The sequence below is a fragment of the Crocinitomicaceae bacterium genome, from assembly GCA_016708105.1.
Taxonomy (GTDB): Bacteria; Bacteroidota; Bacteroidia; order Flavobacteriales_D; family Crocinitomicaceae; genus JADJGJ01.
Window position 1 is genome coordinate 403,468 of record JADJGJ010000002.1, and the last position, 20,117, is coordinate 423,584.

The following is a 20,117-nucleotide window of genomic DNA, read 5'->3' on the forward strand; positions in this document are numbered from 1 at the left end:
ACCACGGTCTTATAACAAAAGTACGTATAAAAATGGTTCAAATCAAGTTTTCAACCTAAAATTTTTAATCTTTTTCTTGATTATCTACGTGAACCTTAATGATTACCTTGGTTCCAAGGCATTCTCCTGATTCATTATTGAGTTGAAACGGACCAATAATCATCAGGTTTTCACCGGTTAGTTTGCGCAATAGTTCTATTCTGCGATTGGTTATCTCCATGCCCATTGATTCATGCGCATCATCAGATTTTCTTGCTTTTTTTTGCGCAAGACTATTGTCTATACCAATACCATCATCGGTAACTTCAAAAACCAAAGAATCAAATTCAAGGTAAATTCTCAGTTTGATGTGACCTTTGCGGTTGATTGGTAATACTCCATGGATAATACTGTTCTCAACAAAAGGTTGCAATATCATGGATGGTATTTCTATGCTTTCTGCATCTATCTCATCTTCCAAATCAATTTCATATTCAAACTTGCCTTCAAAACGCATTTTTTCTAATGACAAATACAATTCTATGCGTTCAATTTCTTCTTTGAGTGTCACAATAAAATTATCTGCCTGCGAACTGTCCAAATTTTTTCTGATAAGTTTTGCAAAGCTGGTCAGGTATTTATTTGCCGCCAATTTATTTGAACTGTTGATGAAGTATTGAATTGAGTTCAATGAGTTGAAAATAAAATGTCGGTTCATACTTGCATTGAGTGATTGTTGTTCAAGAAATAATAATCTATTTTTTATTCCCAGTTTTTCGTTTTCTTGTCGTTGTTCTATTGACCGAATGCGCGCATTGTAGATAGCCAATAAAATGATTAGTCCGCAAAGAATACTCAATGATATAAACCACCATGTTTTCCAAAACGGAGCAGTGATGATGACGTGCATTCGGTTTATTTCTGACCATTCTCCTGATGCGTTGGTGGCGCGCACTTCAAAATCATACTCACCGTGTGCAATGAATGAGTAAGTGGCATAATTGTTTGAGGTGACAGGTGACCAATCCTCTTCAGCACCTAACAAACGGTATTGATATTTTACACCTTTTGGGTCTTTGAGATTGATGCCAATAAAGTCAAACGTCAGGTGATTTTTATTGTAGGGAAGCGTAATGGTAGTTGGAATGCCAGACCGTTCATCCAATGTTGTTTTGTATTGATTGTAATCAAATTTTTCCATGAATAATCGCATGCCGGTAAATACAAGTTCTGGTCTTCTAAAATGAAAAAGTTCGTCATTTTGAGAAGGGTTAATTCTTACAAGTCCTTCTGAAGTTCCTACCCAAATAAAATGATGATGATCTTCATAAATTGCATTCTGGTTACACTCTAGGGTAATTAAACCTTCTGGTCTACCAAAATGAAATATCTTAAATGCAGATGAAGTTTCTTGATCAAAAACAATTTGATAGACACCGTTTAATGTACTCACCCAAATGTTTTGATTAGTTGACAAAAGTAAGCCCAGCACAGTGCGTGACTTGGTGTCATTAGCATCTAATTCAAAGGGCAAAATTTTTCCGGTAGGTAATAGAACAAACAAACCTGAACTATTGGTGCCAATCCAAATATTTCCCTGGCTATCGCTTGTAATTGTTTTGACATTATTTTCTGGAAGAGAAATAAATTCATAATTAGATTCATCACTTAAATCAAAAATGAACAAGCCCGTTGTTGATGCTATATATATTTTCTCATGATGCAATAAGAGTTTGTTTACATCCAGTTTGAGATCCGGGAATAAATTTTTTACATTTTCTTCCTTTATACAATACACGCCTGCTGATCCGCCCACAAAGGTTAGTGAATCATGAACATGTAGAATAGATCTGACTTTAGAGCTGATTTGTTGCGTGATTTTATTCTCAATTATCTTTCCGTTTTCAATCAAATCAATACCGCTTGATGAGCCAACCCAACATCTGTTATGGTGATCTGTTTGCGTAATCCAGATGGTTGAATTTTTTAATTCAGTATTGATTTGAATGGCAGAAGCACTATCTCCTGTTGGTGTCCAAATAGTCACACCGGCATCATAGGTTCCAAAATAAAATTTACCTTCTCTGTCTTGTGAAATGCTCATAACAGCGTCACTACTTAAGCCGTCAGTGCGTGTATATGACAATACTGATTTTCCGGTTAATTTGAGTAAACCTTTTCCATCTGTACCTAACCAAAGATTAGACTCACGATCAATAAATACACTTCGGATATTTTCAAAAATTAAACCGTTTCCAATGTTGTAGTGATAAATTGCATCTTGCGTTAATTCTATGGCTCCGTTTTTTGTTGCGCACAAAACTGAACCTGATGTCACACAGATGTTCCTGATGCGATTCAAGGGTAATTTTGGGCTATTGATTTCTTGGGTTTTGGTATTAAAGAAGTAAACGCCTTTTCCATACGTAGCAATGATGAGTTCATCTTCTCTAAATTCTATATCACTTATATTAATTGAATCAAGTATGGCATGATGAAGCGTTTTTCCTTCAATTTCATCAAACGTGTACAGACCGTTTTTTGATCCGCAATATAAGATGCTGTCATTTTCATTGGCTAATGCACGCAATTGTCCTGCCTGCTCAAATCCTTGTGTGATGAGCTTAAACGTATCTGCCTGAAATAATAATAACCCCTCATCACATGCAAGATAAAGTTGATCTTGAAAAAATATTAAGTCATTGACGCGATATTCAACATTTGCTGAATCAGAAAAAAACCAAGAGGTAAAACCTTCAGCAGTTTTTTTAGAAATTCCTTTGGGTGTGGCTATCCAAATATTGCCTGATTCATCGGTGTAGAGTTTGTCTATTTCGTTATCCGGCAAACCATCTTCAGTTGAAAAGCTGGTGAAATTAATTCCGTCAAATCTACTTAAACCGGTTTCTGTTCCTATCCACAAATAGCCATACCGATCTTGACAAATATCTGATACTTGTGATTGCGGCAAACCTTCTTCAAGCGAATAATTGACAAAATTAAAGCGTTGCGCAAAAACTTGCGCGGTATAAATAAACGATACTAAAACAAGAAATCGCACTAAAGTGATTTAATTGTTTTTACAAATGAAGAAACCCGGTTGCGCGCAACCGGAATTAATTTTCCGTTGTTCATGACTGCAAAATGACCGTCTTCATTAATGTATTCTTTCAGGTAGTTAAGATTGATGATGTGAGATTTGTGAACACGATAAAAAATGGCTGGATTTAAAATGCCTTCATATACTTTAAGCGTGCGTGTATCTAAATAGCGTTTGCCATCTGTAAAATGAATCATGGTGCAATTGCCTGAAGCTTCAAGAAATATGATGTCTTCTATGTCAATTAGCTTGATTCCTTTAGTATGTGATATGGCTACTTTATGACCATACCCTTGCGTGTCTATTGACTGTGAAAGATTGCGAATAGACTCAAAATAGGTGTTATAATTCTCAGGATTTTCTTTGAAGGCAGATCTTGCTTCTTTTACTTTTTCAACGGCTTGCTGCAAATCTTCAATATCAACCGGTTTGAGCACGTAATGAACGGCATTGGCATTGAAAGCGCGCAGTGCGTAATCTTTAAAGGCCGTGACAAATACCACCAAAAAATCTCTTTTATCAATGCTTTCAAGTAAATCAAATCCCTCAGATCCACTTGGCATTCTGATATCCAGAAAAACCACATCAGGATTCAGTTCTTCAATGCGCATGCGTGCATCGTTAATATTGCCGGCTTCACCTATTACTTCAATGTCTTCACAATATTCTTCTAGTAACATGGTCAGATTTTTTCTGGCCAGATCTTCATCATCAATAACCAATGCACGTAATTTCATATTGCTCGTTTTGTGATTTGATTTATTTCAAATCGGTTGTTGAAGTAAAGATAACAATTTGGGTTTATCTCTACTGAACCATAAAATTTTGATTACCCACCGTTCAATAGGAAATTGACACAGTTGAATTTTTTTCCGATTCTGGCTTGCACTAACTGCGTAACTTGGATATGAAAATTTTAAGGTTTACTTATGACAACAAAATTACACTTGGTTTCTGCTTGCAAAATCTGGATCTTCAACGACAACGGCAATTAGATCTGGTCCTGGCTTTGCTACAAATGAAAAGAGGGTTCAATGCGAACCCTCTTTTTCGTTTATGTGAAATGAAATTACAGCGTTCCTCTGTTTTCCTGTTCTCTTTCAATTGATTCAAACAAGGCTTTAAAATTTCCTTTACCAAATGATTTGGCTCCTTTGCGCTGAATAATTTCAAAAAACATGGTAGGACGATCAACTACCGGCTTAGTGAATAATTGTAGCAAATAGCCTTCATCGTCACGGTCAATCAGAATTTTATGTTTTTTGAGAAGTTCCACGTCTTCGTCAATTTTCCCAACTCGGTCAAATAAATCATCATAATACGTGTCAGGCACATATAAGAACTCAACACCTCGATCTCTCATTGCGCTGACGGTAGCCACAATATCATTAGTAGCAACAGCGATATGCTGACAACCTGCTCCGTTGTAAAAATCAATGTATTCTTCTATTTGTGATTTCTTTTTTCCTTTGGCAGGTTCGTTAATCGGGAATTTAATACGACCGTTTCCGTTACTCATTACTTTACTCATGAGCGCAGTGAAGTCGGTTGAGATGTCTTTATCATCAAATGAAACTATTTGCGCAAAGCCCATCACTTTAGCATAAAATTCTGTCCATTGATTCATTTCTCCCCAACCTACGTTGCCAACCATGTGGTCAATGTATTTTAAACCAACCGGTGATGGATTGTAGTGTGATTCCCACTTGCGATATCCCGGTAGAAAAATGCCGGTATAATTTTTTCTTTCAACAAAAATATGCACGGTTTCTCCGTAGGTATGAATTCCTGAGCGCACCACATGTCCGTTTGCATCTTCTTCACGGGTTGGTTGCATGAAAGATTTTGCTCCACGGCTGGTGGTTTCTTCCCACGCTTTGGTTGCATCTTCAACCCATAAGGCAATTACTTTTACACCATCACCATGTTTGTTGATGTGTTCATTGATTGGTCCGCCAGGTGTTAAAGGGGTTGTTAATACCAACCTGATTTTGTCTTGTTTTAATACGTAAGATACGCGATCTTTTACTCCTGTTTCTAAACCGCAATAGGCTTCACTCTGAAAACCAAATGCTGTTTTATAAAAGTGCGCTGATTGTTTTGCGTTGCCAACATATAGCTCAACATAATCAGTACCAAGCAGGGGCAAAAAATCTTGTGCATCTGCAAATTCTTTCTTCAGTGAATACTCGTAGTTCTGAAGATTTTGAAGGTTTTTAATTTCTGACATAAAATGAATTTTTTCAAGATCAATAATTTTTTATTCTATCATCCATGATTTGTAATAATCAGACACCTCAAGTGCAATGGCATCTTCAGTAATGCTCATGGGCGCAAATGGATCAATCATCACGGCTAATTCTTGTGTTTCTTTTTTACCAATACTTCTTTCAATTGCTCCAGGGTGAGGCCCGTGAGGCACACCTCCGGGATGAAGCGTCAACTGCCCTTTTTCAATATTATTCCTACTCATAAAATCCCCATCAACATAATACAATAATTCATCAGAATCAACATTGCTGTGATGATATGGTGCCGGTATAGCATCGGGATGATAATCATACAAACGCGGAACAAATGAACAAACAACAAAGCCCGCTGATTCAAAGGTTTGATGAATTGGTGGAGGCATGTGAATGCGTCCGGTTATGGGTTCAAAATCAAAAATAGAAAACGCGTAAGGATAATTAAAACCATCCCAACCAACGGCGTCAAACGGGTGGCGTCCATAAACATATTCCCACATCATGCCTTGCTTTTTTATTTTCACATGAAATGATCCTTTCTCATCATGAGTTTTCAAATTTTGTGGAACGCGAATGTCTCTTTCACAAAAAGGAGAATGTTCAAGAAATTGTCCGTAATTATTCCGGTAACGATCAGGAGTAAATATTGGGGCAAATGATTCTATAAAAAGTAGTCGGTTTTGCGTAGTATTGAAATCCAAACGGTAAACTGTACCGCGAGGAATAACCAAGTAGTCTCCGTATTTAAAAGGTATTTCACCATACATGGTTTTGAGAAAACCTTCGCCCTGATGAATAAAAAGCATTTCATCTGCATCAGCGTTTTTGTAAAAATAATCTTTACTAAAACTTTCAGGGGCGGCTAATCCAATGTGAAGTGAAGTGTTTACAAAAAGTGTTTTGCGGCTTTCAAGGAAATCTTTCTCCGGCTTAAGAGAAAAACCTTTAAAGCTGAGCGCCTTCATGTTTTTTTCAATGGCAATTTTAGGTGCAACAGAATAACTTTTCACCGGCTCTGTAACTATGGTTGGCGGATTAAGGTGATAAATTAAAGATGACATACCTGAAAAACCAAGGGTACCGAATAGTTCTTCGTGGTATAATTTTCCGTCTGCGCTGCGGAATACAGTATGTCGTTTTGCCGGAATTTTTCCAAGCGTATGATATCTGGGCATAGAATGAGTTTTGAGATGTAATTATAAATAGAAATAGCTAAACCTAGGGAATTTTCATTCCGGATTACGTTTAAGACGAAATTTCCAGTCAATAAATGAAAGGTTGAATGATTGCATAGTTGTCCAGACTGCAATTTAGGCAAATATACAGCAATCTGATATTTTTTAATTGACTTTTATCAGACGGCTTTAAATAAAATATATTTTTGCTGGGTGAATGGTGTAGTCGTGCATACCGCCGCAAACCTGCAAAAGGAAATTAATTCATGAAACTGAGCGGATTAGGATAAATTCATTCTCTATCAACTTTTAGTTTTGTGATACATGAAAAAACAGATTGTGTAGCATGAAAAAAATTCTTGTAATTGGCTCATCCGGTCAGATAGGTACTGAATTGGTGATGGCGCTAAGAAAAAAATTCGGTACTGATGCTGTAGTGGCGTCCGATGTTCAACCACCAAAGCAGGCTCAAGGCGAAGGCCCGTTTGAAGTTCTTGACATTTTGGATAAATCACGATTGATTGAGGTTATTCAAAAGCATCAAATTAAAGAAGTGTATTTATTGGCGGCCTTGCTTTCTGCTACGGCTGAGAAAAATCCTGCTTTTGCATGGAAATTAAACATGGATGGTTTATTCCACGTGCTTGATTTGGCAAAGGACAAAGTGATTGACAAAATTTTCTGGCCAAGCTCAATTGCTGTTTTTGGTCCAAATACGCCCAAAGTAAACACGCCGCAATTTACTGTAATGGAGCCAAGCACCGTATATGGAATCAGCAAACAAGCAGGAGAACGCTGGTGCGAGTATTATTTTCTAAAACATGGGGTAGATGTACGGTCTATCCGCTATCCGGGCTTGATTTCGTATACCTCGCCTCCTGGTGGTGGTACTACAGATTACGCGGTGGATATCTTCTATTATGCAAAACGCAAAGAAAAATACACGTGCTTCTTGAAAGACAATACCCCGCTGCCCATGATGTATATGGAAGACGCAATACGCGCCACCATTGATTTGATGGAGGCTCCGGCTGAAAAAGTAAAGATTCGTTCGTCGTATAATATTGCCGGTGTATCGTTTACACCTAAAGATATTTATGAGGTGATTAAAAAGTATGTCCCCGACTTTGAGATTGCATATCAACCTGATTTCAGACAGGCAATTGCTGATTCATGGCCTGGAAGTATTGATGACACTGAGGCCAAAGCCCATTGGGGATGGAAAGCTAAGTATGATTTGGACGCTTTGGCACAGATTATGCTTAACCATATTCAGGGATAGACAAAGATGATTTATCACGGAAAAAATGGTCTGATTGATCAGTTTTTTTGTCTTTAAAAATTCTATGTTTATCGAAAACTTAATAGAGCGTACGAATAAAGTTGTAAATTGTAAGCAAAATGTATAAAACCCTCCTGTTATGAAAAGCATTTTTACCACATTTATTTTCATACTACCACTACTAGGGCTAACTATGCCCGACGACCTGACACGCACAAATGCAAACATAGGAGTAGAAGGTATTGACCCACAAGCTAATAACCAGAAAGACGCGAACGGTCTTAAGCAGGGTTATTGGATTTTCTACGGTAAAGATATGCCTGAGAAAGGATATCCTGATGATGGAAAAATTGAAGAAGGAAACTTCAAAGACGATAAGAAAACCGGTGAATGGATCATGTACCATAAAGATGGTAAAACGCCCCGCACCAAAGGATTCTTTGAAAACGGGCGCCCAAAAGGTGCTTACGTGAAATATTACGAAAATGGTGCTGTGATGGAAGAAGGAACCTATTCAAATGGTAAACAAACCGGATCTTTTGTGCGCTATTATGAAAATGGCAATAAAGCGCAAGAAAAAAACTTCAACACAGAAGGCAAAGAGGAAGGTAAAGTAGTTCTATATCATGAGAATGGTCAACCTGAATTTGTCTACAATAAAGCCAATGGTGTAACAACCGGTCCTGCAACCAGATATTATGAAGATGGCAGCGTGAAAGAAGAGATAGTTTATGGTGCTGATGGAGCTGTTCAGTCATCGGTTCAAAAAGATCCTCCTTCTGGTGTAAACACTAGCAACAATACTACAACCGGTTCAGGTGGACCAAGCGGTGCAGGTGGTGTTATGAAAGATGGTAAAAAATTCCAAAGTGACGGTTACAACAAAGTCTACAACAAAGACGAAGAGTTGTGGATGGATGGTCAGTTTAAAGGTGGCAAACTTTGGGATGGTAAATTGTATAAGTACGATAGTGATGGTATCCTCCTGAAAATTGAAATCTGGAAAAATGGTGCCTACCACTCTGATGGACAACTATAAGATAATTTCTTAATCATACAAAACCCGGGTAATTAACGCCCGGGTTTTTTGTTTTATCTTATTTCCTTTCAGGTTATTCTAGCTCGATGGCTGACTGAGTTTCCTGTCCTTTATTGATTCATCTCATAAAATTGATCACCGGTCGAAAATTTTTGATGGATATCATTTTTTTTTGTAAGTTAGTTATTGTCAAATGATTTTGTGTAATATTGTTCAGGTCATTTGACAAGCATGCACACCCCTAAAAGCAAACCCTTATGAAAAAAGTCGTGCTATTTTTGGTATGTTTAATTCCGGTGCTGAATTACGCTACCCAGGTAACTGTTGATGTTGCACTTGTTGCAGATGAGGACGAACCTCGTGTTGCCGGCTATATTGATGCCAATGGAAAACAAGGATGGTGGATTATCAGAGGGAAAGATGTTACGGACCAAACTGAATATTCTGCTGAAGCAATCATTGAAGAAGGGAACTATAAGAATGATCGTAAAGTTGGTGAGTGGACAACTTATCATCCAAATGGTAATCCTAAAACCATTGGCGTTTATGTTGATAACAGACCAAATGGAAAATATCGGAAGTTTGATCTTGATGGGAATGAAACAGAAAGCGGAACCATGCTCAACAAAAAGCAGGTAGGTACTTTTGCTACTAAATATAGCAATGGTCAAACCAAATGGTCAAAAACTTTTGATGAAAATGGATTGGAACAAGGCACCAGTACCATGTATTATGATACGGGTGTGAAGCAATATGAATACACAAAAACAAATGGTGTATTAACCGGACAAGCTATTCGCTATTGGGAAGATGGCAGCATACGTGAAATAAAAACGTATGATAATGAAGGCAATGTTGTTTCAACTGAAGTAGTGAACGCTGAACCGCCGGTTGCACCTAAAGTTGAAGAGGGTAAAGGCGGACCTGACGGAAGCAGAGGTAAAATTCTGGATGGTAAAACATTTGATCCTTCAGGTTATAATAAAGTGTATAATGAAGACAAAGACCTCTGGTTGGATGGTTTATTCAAAAGTGGAAAACTCTGGGACGGAAAACTGTATAAATATGACAGTGATGGAATTCTCCTTAAAATTGAAATCTGGAAAAACGGAGCGTACCATTCAGACGGACATTTGGATTAGTCACAACAAGACACTGAGTATTTGTTAAGCATACTCGCGTCTCACGTAAAATATCTAATTTTAAACCCGGACAGCAAATAGCGTCCGGGTTTTTCTTTACAGATCATGGAACAACAATTAAAAATTTACAACACGCTCAGCGGAGAAAAAGAAGTATTCAAACCATTGGTTGAAAAACATGTAGGAATGTATGTGTGTGGTCCTACTGTGTACAACGATGTCCATTTGGGTAATTGTCGGACATTTATTTCGTTTGACATGATCTATAGATATTTGTTACATCTGGGATTTAAAGTGCGATATGTGCGGAATATTACAGATGCCGGACATTTAGAAAATGATGCTGATGAAGGAGAAGATAAAATTGCGCAAAAAGCCAGGTTAGAACAATTAGAACCCATGGAGATTGTTCAAAAATATACTGTAGGTTTTCATCAAGTGATGGATCAATTTAATAATATGCCTCCTTGTATTGAACCCACTGCCACCGGACATATTATTGAACAAATTGAAATTACAAAAACTATTCTTGAAAAAGGATTGGCTTATGTGAGCAATGGTTCTGTTTATTTTGATGTTGAGAAATATAATGTCTCCGGAAACTACGGCATCTTGTCAGGTCGCAAAACAGAAGAGTTGATAAGTGGCACGCGAGATTTGGATGGACAATCTGAAAAAAGAAATCCACTTGATTTTGCCTTGTGGAAAAAAGCATCACCATCACATATCATGCATTGGCCTTCACCGTGGAGTATTGGTTTTCCAGGATGGCATTTGGAATGTACGGCCATGTCAACAAAATATTTAGGAGAGCAGTTTGATATTCATGGTGGTGGTATGGACTTGAAGTTCCCACATCATGAATGTGAAATTGCTCAAGGAAAATCTTCGACCGGAAAATCACCGGTGAATTATTGGATGCATGCAAACATGCTAACGCTGAATGGAAAAAAAATGAGTAAGTCAACCGGCAATACCTTGTTGCCTGATGAGTTGTTCAGCGGAAAAAACAATTTGCTGAGCAAGGCATTTCACCCTATGGTGGTAAGGTTTTTTATGATGCAGGCGCATTACAGAAGTGTTTTGGATTTTTCATCAGAAGCCTTATTGGCATCTGAAAAAGGATTTATTAAATTGATGACAGCGGTTGCAGATTTGCAATCACTTCAGGCAGGGAATACCAGTTCTGAAAACGTGAATGAACTGATCGCAAATTATTATGCTGCCATGAATGATGATTTTAATACCCCGGTGCTGATTGCAAATCTTTTTGAAACGGTGAATTATATCAATAAAATCAAAGATCAAAAAGCAGAAATTTCCGGTGATGATTTATCCAAATTGAAAGCCGAAATCAATGCCCTAATTTTTGATGTACTTGGTCTGAAAGAAGTGCGTGATGGCAATGATTCAAAATTGGATGCCGTGATGCAGATTATTCTTGAGATAAGAAAAAATGCCCGTGAGCAAAAAGATTGGGCAACATCAGATTTACTACGCGACCGATTAAGCGCAATTGGCATTCAAATCAAAGACGGAAAAGAGGGCGCTAGTTATTCGGTTTCGTAATTTTGGGGGATGAATACAATCTGTTGGAGCATTCGTATCGCGCGCGTATGATGACAAAATATATCCCAGATTACGCAATAGAATAACACACCCACTGGGGTTGCAAAATAAAAAAAACATTCTGTAGGCACAGGTCGCGACCTGTGCCTACGTGGAGAATCTAAATTTGCAACCTGAAGATACATCTTTCCAATTCTATTGCTTAATTCGTTAATGGACAAAATACCTCCAAACTTCTTGAAACGTTCAAAAGTAAATCATGCAAAAGTTGGTAAGAATAATGGTGGAAAGATTATTGTTGCTTATCCGGCTTGCACTTTCCCTTTTACATCAGTACGACCAAGCATTTTAACAGCGGTGTTTACCATGGTTGCCGTATCATAATGACATTCTGCATAGAGTTCATCCTGGGTGCCGTGGTGAATAAATTCATCGGGTATTCCAAGGCGAGTTACTTGTGCTGAATAGTTGTGATCAGCCATAAATTCTAGAATTGCAGAACCCATACCACCCATCAGGCAACCATCTTCAACCGTAATGACTTTAGAAAATTTTGAAAAAACTTCATGCAACAACATTTCATCCAGCGGTTTTACAAAACGCATATCATAATGCGCCGCAGAAATTCCTTGTTCAGCTAAAATTTCAACTGCTTTTGTGGTATAATTACCAATTGCACCAATGGTAAGAAATGCAATATCATGACCGTTTTTTAATTTGCGTCCGGTGCCAATTTTAATTTCTTTGAATGGAGTTTTCCAATTGGTCATTTGACCATTTCCACGAGGATAACGAATTGAAAACGGTCCCTGATCAGGTAATTGCGCCGTGAACATCAGGTTGCGTAATTCTTCTTCATTCATTGGAGCTGATACAATCATGTTGGGAATTGAACGCATGTATGAAAGGTCATACGCCCCGTGATGCGTGGCACCATCTGCACCAACTAACCCTCCACGATCAAGACAGAATACAACATTCAATTTTTGCAATGCAACATCATGTACCACTTGATCATATGCGCGCTGCATAAATGATGAATAAATATTGCAATAAGGAACCGTGCCTTGTGTTGCCAAACCTGCTGAAAAAGTAACTGCGTGTTGTTCTGCAATACCTACGTCAAATGCACGGTCAGGCATAGCTTTCATCATGATATTGAGTGAACAACCCGACGGCATGGCAGGTGTAACGCCCATTATTTTTTCATTCTGTTCTGCTAATTCAACAATGGTATGTCCAAATACATCTTGATATTTTGGTGGCTGAGGTGAAGCCGGAACAATTTTAATAATTTCACCTGTTTCTTTATTAAAAATTCCTGGTGCATGCCATTGCGTTGCGTTTCCTTCTTCTGCCGGTGCGTAACCTTTACCCTTTTTGGTAAGTACGTGTAAAATTTTTGGACCGGGAATGTCTTTTAAATCTTGCATTGCTTTCACCAAACCAATCACATCATGCCCATCAACCGGACCGAAATAACGAAAGTTCAGCGACTCAAAATAATTACTTGATTTGAGTAAAGATCCTTTTAGTGCATTCGAAATTTTTGAAGCAATTGTTTGCGCGTTGGGGCCAAACTTTGAAATTTTACCTAAAAGATTCCAAACCTCATCTTTCATTTTATTGTAAGTATGCGATGTGGTAATATCCATCAAATATTCTTTCAATGCACCAACATTTGGATCAATAGACATGCAATTGTCATTGAGAACAACAAGCAGGTTGGTGTCTTTTAAACTACCGGCATGATTCAATCCTTCAAAAGCAAGACCTGCAGTCATAGATCCATCACCGATAACAGCAATATGATGACGATTATCTTTTTTATATTTATTGGCTACTGCCATTCCAAGCGCACCGGAAATTGAAGTAGAAGAGTGACCCACACCAAAGGTGTCAAATTCACTTTCACTGCGTTTTGGAAATCCGCTGATGCCACCTTTTTGTCTGTTAGTATGAAACCGCTCACGACGACCGGTTAATATTTTGTGTCCGTATGCCTGATGGCCAACATCCCAAACTAATTGATCAGTTGGTGTATTGAAGGCATAATGCAAAGCAACAGTCAGTTCAACCACACCCAGACTTGCACCAAAGTGAGAATTGCCAATTTCAGAAATTACATCTACAATATATTGTCTGAGTTCATCTGAAACCTGCGGTAACTGATCAACGCTCATCTTGCTGCGCAAATCAGCGGGTATTTCAATTTGTCCTAATAAAGGACCTGCCTGATAATGTGACATAGACACCGGTTGGTATTACAAAGTTATGAATAATTGTTACTGGTTGTAACGTATGAATGCATGAAGTGTTCAAGGGATTTTAGAAAAATTAGGAGGAAAAGACATGAACGAGGCTGGTCGAAGGATGATCTCAATACCCGGTAAGCCCAGCCAGATGAAGCTATCTGCCTATTATTTAGCCCCTCCTTTCAGTAGTTATGTCCCTAACAAACGGTCAATTTCGGTCTTAAAAACAGGGAGATCGCGCATAACGATAGCCCAGATTATGTCATCTGAAACACTGTCATAACCGTGAGAAATTCTGTTTCGGGTATCAACTATTTTTCTTGAACTTGTTATTGCAATGTTTGGATAGTGAGACAAAATTCTGTTTACAGCTTCTCCGATGATTTCAATATTTCGTTCAATAGCCCGCTTTGTTTTCAAGTCTTTTTGAAAGTCTTGAAACATTTTTGAAGAAGGGAAAAATTGCTCTATTTCAGAAATTGCTTGTTTAATATCAGAAAGCCAAATTTTGATTTCCTTTTCCATAAACAAGAACTTTAGTTTGGTCAATTTTTTGCTTCAGGAACTGGTTCCTGATGGCGCGCAATTCTAATAAGTCAATTCGTCGGTTGAGTAGTTGTTGAAGCTGAAATTTTAAACTAAAATAATCATCCGCGTAAGACAGCGGATCGCTATTATCAATGTCAACAATTAAATCAATATCACTATTTGGCTTCAGGTCGTCACGCGTTACGGAGCCGAAAGCAAACAGCGATTTCACGTGATGCTTATCGCAGAGTGTAGTAATCGTACTTATGTGGCTTGAAAGAAGTTGCATTGCCTAACAAGGATATGGAAATTTTCAGGACTTTTATCAGGCAATTTTCAGAGGCACTCGCACAACACCGGGACTTATCAATACTTTATATAGGTAATAGTTTGCATTTCACCCAGATTTAGAAAATAGATACCCGGTTGAAGATCATCAGTTACAATAACATTTTCACCTTGCACAAGTTGAAATTGATTTAGCATTCGTCCTTGAACCTCAAAAATTGACAACGCAGATTCAATATTTGTTTTGATAGTGATATTGAATTGTGTTGCGGAATATTCATACGAATTGGATTCTTCTTGTGTGGAAATATATTCACAACTGATTGGATTTCCAATGGAAAGATTATATGCTGTTCCAAGTGAATCAAGATAAGTTCCGGAAAAGGAGCAGAGGTTGCATGATGATTCAAAATGCTGAAATACCGGACGAAAAAATCCGTTGGTGCTACCTAATCCTTCTACCCAAATATCAGGCACAAAACCTGAAAAATAAAACGTACGTCTGTTAACACCAAGAATATTTGAGTAACCAATACTATCTATTATTTGAGGTATAGAGCTATCAAAATAAGCTGTATCTCCCGCATTCAGTGTAAAGTCATACATTAGATAGGGAATACTGGACATGAAACCTCCCCCAGTGCCAAAAGAAAAATTTGAATAACCAAGATAATATACCTTGCCGCTGTCTGCCCTCACGCAACCTCGGTCAATACCGAACTGATCAGTCATAGAATGCCAGAAAAAACCTAGGGTATCAATCGTATCATTCAACATCGTACATTTATAAAAACTAGAAATTGAACCAGAACCGTCCCAGCTTGATGCACCAACTATCCACTTGGCAGATATGTTCGGGAACAAGGTGTCTGATTGAGCGTTTGATAAGTGGCAAAAACTCCACAATGTAATAGCTGTTAAGAGATTTTTCATGAACTGTGAATTTTAGTCCACTTTTAACAACGATTAAATAGTGGTTTTGGTTGGGATTTGGTGAATGGTCAAAACATACTGAATGCTATCCCTCAGCCCTAACCCCTAATCCCTAATCCCTAACCCCTAATCCCTAATCCCTCACTTAAACCCCCAATCATACTTATCCAAATCAATCAGGCAAGCGGTGAGCAAATCAATACCTGCTTGAATATCGTCTTTGTCGGCCATTTCAATTACCTGGTGCAGGTGTCGGGTTGGTACAGAAACGGCGCCGGCAATGGAACCTCCTTTGGTCATACGTTGAATTCCGGCTGTATCGGTTCCGCCTGCGGTGAGAATTTCAGGTTGCCATTTAATTTTATGTTTATCTGCCGTTTGTTTCATGTAGCGCACCATGCGATAATCACAAATTGCTGATGCATCCATAATTTTGATGGCAGTGCCCTGACCAAGACGTGTTATTTTTTCATGTTCGGCGGCGCCGGGTAAATCAAATGCAATGGTGGTATCTAAGCCAAATCCAAAATCTGGATCTATTTTCAGTGCAGAAACATTAGCACCGCGAATGCCTACTTCCTCTTGCACGGTAAAAACACCATACACATCATACGGCACTTTTTTTCCTTTTAATTTTCTCAATGTTTCAATCAACATAAAAACAGCCAATCGATTATCTAATGATTTGCTGTTAACGCAATTTCCCATTTGAATGAATTCACGTTCACGGGTTACAGGATCACCAATGTTGATGTGTTTTTCAACTTCTTTTTTTGGCAGACCGGTATCAATAAAATAATCAGTGAGTTTAGCAACATGATTCCGTTCTTCAGGCGTCATCACGTGAATGGGTTTTGAAGCCATCACACCCATAATATCTTTTTTACCGTGAATGATAACGCGCTGTGCTGTGAGCGTTTTTGGATCAAATCCACCTAAGGTAGTAAAGCGCAAAAATCCTTTATCATCAATATGTGTAATCATGAATCCGATTTCATCCATGTGCGCACCAATCATTACTTTTTTGCGATCTTCTGATGATTTTGTTTTTTGCGTTCCTTTTTTTACAGCATACACATTGCCTAGATTATCGGTTGAAATTTCATCAGCCAGCGTTTGAACTTCTTTGATGACTAGTTCGCGCACTTTTTGCTCAAAGCCTGGCGCACCGGGTGTTTTACAAATTTGTTCAAGTAGTTTCAGGTTCATAGTGGAGTTAATTTATTGCGTGTTGGAATTCTTGTCTTTGCCAAATCGCACAGCTATCATAACAGGCAAAGCAATGAGACAAATAAGTAAAATTAAAATTCCTTGCACGGTGGGTTGGACTGATGTAATATTTTCTTTTAACAAGCCATTGGGTAATGATTCATTAAAAAGAATTGTACGCAAAGAGACATCTGTTGTAAGTTCTGCAAATTCACCTTTTATAGTGGCTTGAAAAATTTCAGCGGGATAGAAATAAAAAAACGAACCCAGAATTCCGAACGCGATAAGGAAGATGAGAATATACTTTACCATGAATCAAAATTAAGTTCAAGCAAGCAGTATTTAACCAGGTGCGCAGAATACTTATCAAACGATGAAGGTTAAGCAAGCCACCAAGCCTTTTCATATAATTTATTGACAATTAGAGAGAAATATTTTATGCCGTGGCTTGTGGTAATAAAAAAATATTATCTTTAAACCACTAACTACTAAAGCGATAAACTATGTTAAAGAGTATTGGAATGTTATTATTAGGGCTAGGTGTAACAGGCTGCATCATCTATCCTATGGGATATATTCCCACATCATTGTATTTTATTACAGAAATGGGAGCAGGAGCTACATGGGGAGCATTAATTGGGCTGGTTGTGCTGGGCGGTATTCTTACATTCATGGGAATGCGTGCAGCAAAAGCTGAAAATAAATAAGGTAAAATTCCTTGAAACAAAAAACGCCTTCGAAAACCGAAGGCGTTTTTTTTGTTTAGAATTATCAATTAGCAAAACTGATCATATACTTGTTTCAAATGATCAGAAAGCATTTCAGCAGAGCGACCTTCAATATGGTGACGCTCTAAAAAGTGCACTAGGGTACCATTTTTGAAAAACGCAATAGAAGGAGATGAAGGAGGATAAGGCAAGGTATACTTGCGAGCCTGAGCAACTGCGTCTCCATCAACGCCTGCAAATACGGTAAGTTTTTTCATTGGCAGTTTTGCGTGTTTCAATGAACTTAAAACACCCGGACGCATAGCACCGGCGGCACATCCGCAAACTGAATTAATTACTAATAAAGCCGTATCCTGTGTATTTAATGCATTGTCAACAGCCTCTGCATTTTCAAGGCTTACAAATCCTGCATCTACTAATTGTGCCTTCATCGGCATCGTGAGTTCTGGTGGGTACATGGTCAATAATTTATAAATAGTACTGGTGCAAAGGTCGTAAGAATTATATGAATAAATTCATCCAACAAAAATTTTTAACGGGTCAGGTATTGTTGCTTGGTATGCAGAATCAATGAATTGCTATCTATTTTTGTTTTTTATTGAATTAGATTCTATCTTTGTCGCAGTTCTTACAATTATTAACTTATAAAGAAAGGTGGAGGGACCGGCCCTGTGAAACCTTGGCAACCTGGTCAGTCAAAAGACTAAGGTGCCAATTCCTGTTCACTTCAGGTGAACAATATAAGCCATGATCACTTTTCCGGTCTCGCCCCTGCACGTGTTATGAATGACATCAGGGAAATAATTAAACATCGCATTTTGGTATTGGATGGTGCCATGGGTACCATGATTCAGCGGTATAAACTCACTGAAGAAGATTTCAGAAAAGGTTGGTTTGAAGATCATCCAAAATCGCTTAAAGGCAATAATGATTTATTGGTGCTCACACGGCCGGATATCATCAAAGCAATACACCGTGAATATTTAGAAGCCGGGGCAGATATTTTAGAAACAAATACCTTCAGTGGAACAAGCATAGCACAGGCAGATTATCAACTTGAAAAATATGCGTATGATATCAATTACCATGGTGCAAAAATTGCACGGGAAGTTTGCGATGAGTTCACTAAAAAAGATCCATCAAAACCCAGATTTGTTGCCGGTTCAATTGGACCCACCAATGTGACTCTTTCTATTTCTCCTAATGTGAATGATCCGGGTTATCGTGTGACTACGTTTGACAAAATGGTAACGGCTTATGAAGAACAAGTAAAAGGGTTGATTGACGGTGGTGCAGATATTCTGCTGATTGAAACAATTTTTGATACACTCAATGCAAAAGCCGCCATGTTTGCTGTACAAAATGTGCAGGAAAAGATGCAAACTAATTTGCCAATTATGATCTCAGGCACTATTACAGATGCCAGCGGAAGAACCCTTTCAGGTCAAACAGCAGAAGCCTTTTTAATTTCAGTTCAGCATGCAGATTTGTTGAGCGTGGGATTAAATTGTGCCTTGGGTGCATCTACCTTGAGACCTTATCTTCAAGTTCTGAAAAACAAAGCACCCTTTGCCATTTCAGCACATCCTAATGCAGGTTTGCCGAATGAAATGGGTCAATACGATGAAACGCCTGAACTGATGGCAAAACAAATTAAAACCTATTTGGATGAAGGATTGGTAAATATTGTTGGAGGCTGTTGCGGTACAACACCGGCTCATATAAAAGCCATTGCTGAGCTTGTAAAAAATTATCTACCGGTTGAAAAAGCATAAAGAGACACATTGAAATATCTGAGGCTGATGTTCGTCTGTATAGGCATATTTTCAGAGCTAATTGCTGAGTATAAAAGATGAAAATGCATCAAAAGAAAAAAACAAGATGGCACATTTTGGAAAAATTTTAGGCGGAGGATTGGGTTGGGCTTTTGGCGGACCATTAGGTGCATTAATTGGTGTAGCTATTGGGGGCATATTAGATGTGGGTGCAACAAAAACTCCCGTAAAACAACAAGCACATTCACATCAAAACAGAAATTACAGACAACACCAAACGCAAGAAGGAGATTTTGGAGTTGCGCTCATTGCTCTGTCTGCCGTGGTGATGAAGGCAGATGGAAAAATATTAAAGTCAGAAGTACAATTTGTTCGTGATTTTTTTGCTCAGCAATTTGGTCATCAACGCACCAATGAATACATCAAGCTACTGCAAGAAATTCTCAAACAGAATATTCAGGTGCGTGAAATTTGTTTCCAGATCAGACAGAACATGGAACATCCACTGCGTCTTGAATTACTCCGTTATTTGTTTGAAGTGTCACGTGCTGATGGCAATGTTGACCGATCTGAAGTAAACATCATTCAACACATTGCCAATTATCTGGGTATATCTGAGAAAGATTTTCTTTCATTGAAGAACATGTATTACAAGGATGTTGACTCAGCCTATAAAATTTTAGAAATTAATACCAATGCTACCGATGAAGAAGTGAAAAAAGCTTATCGGAAAATGGCAATAAAATATCACCCTGATAAATTGAGTGGACTTGGAGAAGAGTTTGAAAAAAACGGCAAAGAAAAATTCCAAAAAGTGCAGGAAGCTTACGATAAAATTAAAAAGGAAAGAGGATTTAAATGATATCCAG

18 protein-coding genes and 1 riboswitch are annotated in these 20,117 nt (G+C 38.1%); of the genes, 7 read left to right on the forward strand and 11 right to left on the reverse strand.

Annotation, left to right across the window (positions count from 1 at the left end):
* Positions 1–64: 64 nt before the first annotated feature.
* From IPH66_13015 to IPH66_13030, 4 genes are all read right to left on the reverse strand, one after another.
* Positions 65–3,040 (reverse strand): histidine kinase, encoded by a 2,976-nt coding sequence (locus tag IPH66_13015; GenBank protein ID MBK7130265.1) that lies wholly within the window; start codon positions 3,038–3,040, stop codon positions 65–67.
* On the reverse strand, positions 3,040–3,816 hold the full coding sequence (locus IPH66_13020; GenBank protein MBK7130266.1) for a response regulator transcription factor: 777 nt from the start codon (positions 3,814–3,816) through the stop codon (positions 3,040–3,042). Before IPH66_13020 ends, IPH66_13015 begins: the two co-directional genes overlap by 1 nt.
* Positions 3,817–4,148: 332 nt before the next feature.
* Positions 4,149–5,309 (reverse strand): 4-hydroxyphenylpyruvate dioxygenase, encoded by a 1,161-nt coding sequence (gene hppD / locus IPH66_13025; protein MBK7130267.1) that lies wholly within the window; start codon positions 5,307–5,309, stop codon positions 4,149–4,151.
* A gap of 30 nt (positions 5,310–5,339) precedes the next feature.
* The gene (locus IPH66_13030) at positions 5,340–6,500 is read right to left on the reverse strand and encodes a homogentisate 1,2-dioxygenase (protein MBK7130268.1); all 1,161 of its coding nucleotides are present in this window, start codon (positions 6,498–6,500) and stop codon (positions 5,340–5,342) included.
* A 346-nt stretch (positions 6,501–6,846) separates the two neighbouring features.
* On the opposite strand from IPH66_13030, the gene IPH66_13035 reads away from it, so the two are divergent.
* The 4 genes from IPH66_13035 (at position 6,847) to IPH66_13050 (ending at position 11,532) form a co-directional block, all read left to right on the forward strand.
* Positions 6,847–7,782 carry an NAD-dependent epimerase/dehydratase family protein gene (locus tag IPH66_13035; protein ID MBK7130269.1) on the forward strand — a complete coding sequence of 312 codons (936 nt, stop codon included), beginning with the start codon at positions 6,847–6,849 and terminating at the stop codon, positions 7,780–7,782.
* A 139-nt stretch (positions 7,783–7,921) separates the two neighbouring features.
* Positions 7,922–8,821: a hypothetical protein gene (locus IPH66_13040; protein ID MBK7130270.1), complete on the forward strand. Its 900-nt coding sequence runs from the start codon at positions 7,922–7,924 to the stop codon at positions 8,819–8,821.
* A 257-nt stretch (positions 8,822–9,078) separates the two neighbouring features.
* Positions 9,079–9,963 carry a hypothetical protein gene (locus tag IPH66_13045; GenBank protein ID MBK7130271.1) on the forward strand — a complete coding sequence of 295 codons (885 nt, stop codon included), beginning with the start codon at positions 9,079–9,081 and terminating at the stop codon, positions 9,961–9,963.
* 105 nt (positions 9,964–10,068) lie between these two features.
* Entirely contained in the window at positions 10,069–11,532 is a 1,464-nt protein-coding gene (locus IPH66_13050) for a cysteine--tRNA ligase (GenBank protein ID MBK7130272.1), read from the forward strand.
* 302 nt (positions 11,533–11,834) lie between these two features.
* Here the strand turns inward: IPH66_13050 and IPH66_13055 are convergent, their stop codons facing one another.
* The 6 genes from IPH66_13055 to IPH66_13080 all read right to left on the reverse strand — a co-directional run bounded on the left by IPH66_13055 (position 11,835) and on the right by IPH66_13080 (position 17,057).
* The gene (locus IPH66_13055; protein ID MBK7130273.1) at positions 11,835–13,781 is read right to left on the reverse strand and encodes a 1-deoxy-D-xylulose-5-phosphate synthase; all 1,947 of its coding nucleotides are present in this window, start codon (positions 13,779–13,781) and stop codon (positions 11,835–11,837) included.
* Between the two features lie 195 nt (positions 13,782–13,976).
* Complete coding sequence (gene pscD, locus IPH66_13060) at positions 13,977–14,312, reverse strand: photosystem P840 reaction center protein PscD (protein MBK7130274.1); 336 nt, start codon at positions 14,310–14,312, stop codon at positions 13,977–13,979.
* Positions 14,281–14,604 carry a nucleotidyltransferase domain-containing protein gene (locus IPH66_13065; protein MBK7130275.1) on the reverse strand — a complete coding sequence of 108 codons (324 nt, stop codon included), beginning with the start codon at positions 14,602–14,604 and terminating at the stop codon, positions 14,281–14,283. Before IPH66_13065 ends, pscD begins: the two co-directional genes overlap by 32 nt.
* A gap of 77 nt (positions 14,605–14,681) precedes the next feature.
* On the reverse strand, positions 14,682–15,536 hold the full coding sequence (locus IPH66_13070) for a T9SS type A sorting domain-containing protein (protein MBK7130276.1): 855 nt from the start codon (positions 15,534–15,536) through the stop codon (positions 14,682–14,684).
* Positions 15,537–15,677: 141 nt separating this feature from the next.
* Positions 15,678–16,745, reverse strand: a complete 1,068-nt coding sequence (locus IPH66_13075) for a M42 family metallopeptidase (protein ID MBK7130277.1) — start codon at positions 16,743–16,745, stop codon at positions 15,678–15,680.
* Between the two features lie 12 nt (positions 16,746–16,757).
* Positions 16,758–17,057 carry a hypothetical protein gene (locus IPH66_13080; protein ID MBK7130278.1) on the reverse strand — a complete coding sequence of 100 codons (300 nt, stop codon included), beginning with the start codon at positions 17,055–17,057 and terminating at the stop codon, positions 16,758–16,760.
* Positions 17,058–17,248: 191 nt separating this feature from the next.
* On the opposite strand from IPH66_13080, the gene IPH66_13085 reads away from it, so the two are divergent.
* The gene (locus IPH66_13085; protein MBK7130279.1) at positions 17,249–17,452 is read left to right on the forward strand and encodes a hypothetical protein; all 204 of its coding nucleotides are present in this window, start codon (positions 17,249–17,251) and stop codon (positions 17,450–17,452) included.
* A 68-nt stretch (positions 17,453–17,520) separates the two neighbouring features.
* On the opposite strand, the gene IPH66_13090 is transcribed toward IPH66_13085, so the two are convergent.
* Positions 17,521–17,931, reverse strand: coding sequence for a BrxA/BrxB family bacilliredoxin (locus tag IPH66_13090; protein ID MBK7130280.1), 411 nt, complete (start codon positions 17,929–17,931; stop codon positions 17,521–17,523).
* Positions 17,932–18,112: 181 nt separating this feature from the next.
* A riboswitch (SAM riboswitch) is annotated at positions 18,113–18,220 on the forward strand.
* A 35-nt stretch (positions 18,221–18,255) separates the two neighbouring features.
* Between IPH66_13090 and IPH66_13095 the strand changes: the two genes are divergently transcribed.
* Together IPH66_13095 and IPH66_13100 are read left to right on the forward strand one after the other, a co-directional pair.
* Positions 18,256–19,248 carry a homocysteine S-methyltransferase family protein gene (locus tag IPH66_13095; protein MBK7130281.1) on the forward strand — a complete coding sequence of 331 codons (993 nt, stop codon included), beginning with the start codon at positions 18,256–18,258 and terminating at the stop codon, positions 19,246–19,248.
* A gap of 106 nt (positions 19,249–19,354) precedes the next feature.
* Entirely contained in the window at positions 19,355–20,110 is a 756-nt protein-coding gene (locus IPH66_13100) for a TerB family tellurite resistance protein (protein MBK7130282.1), read from the forward strand.
* Positions 20,111–20,117: the final 7 nt, after the last annotated feature.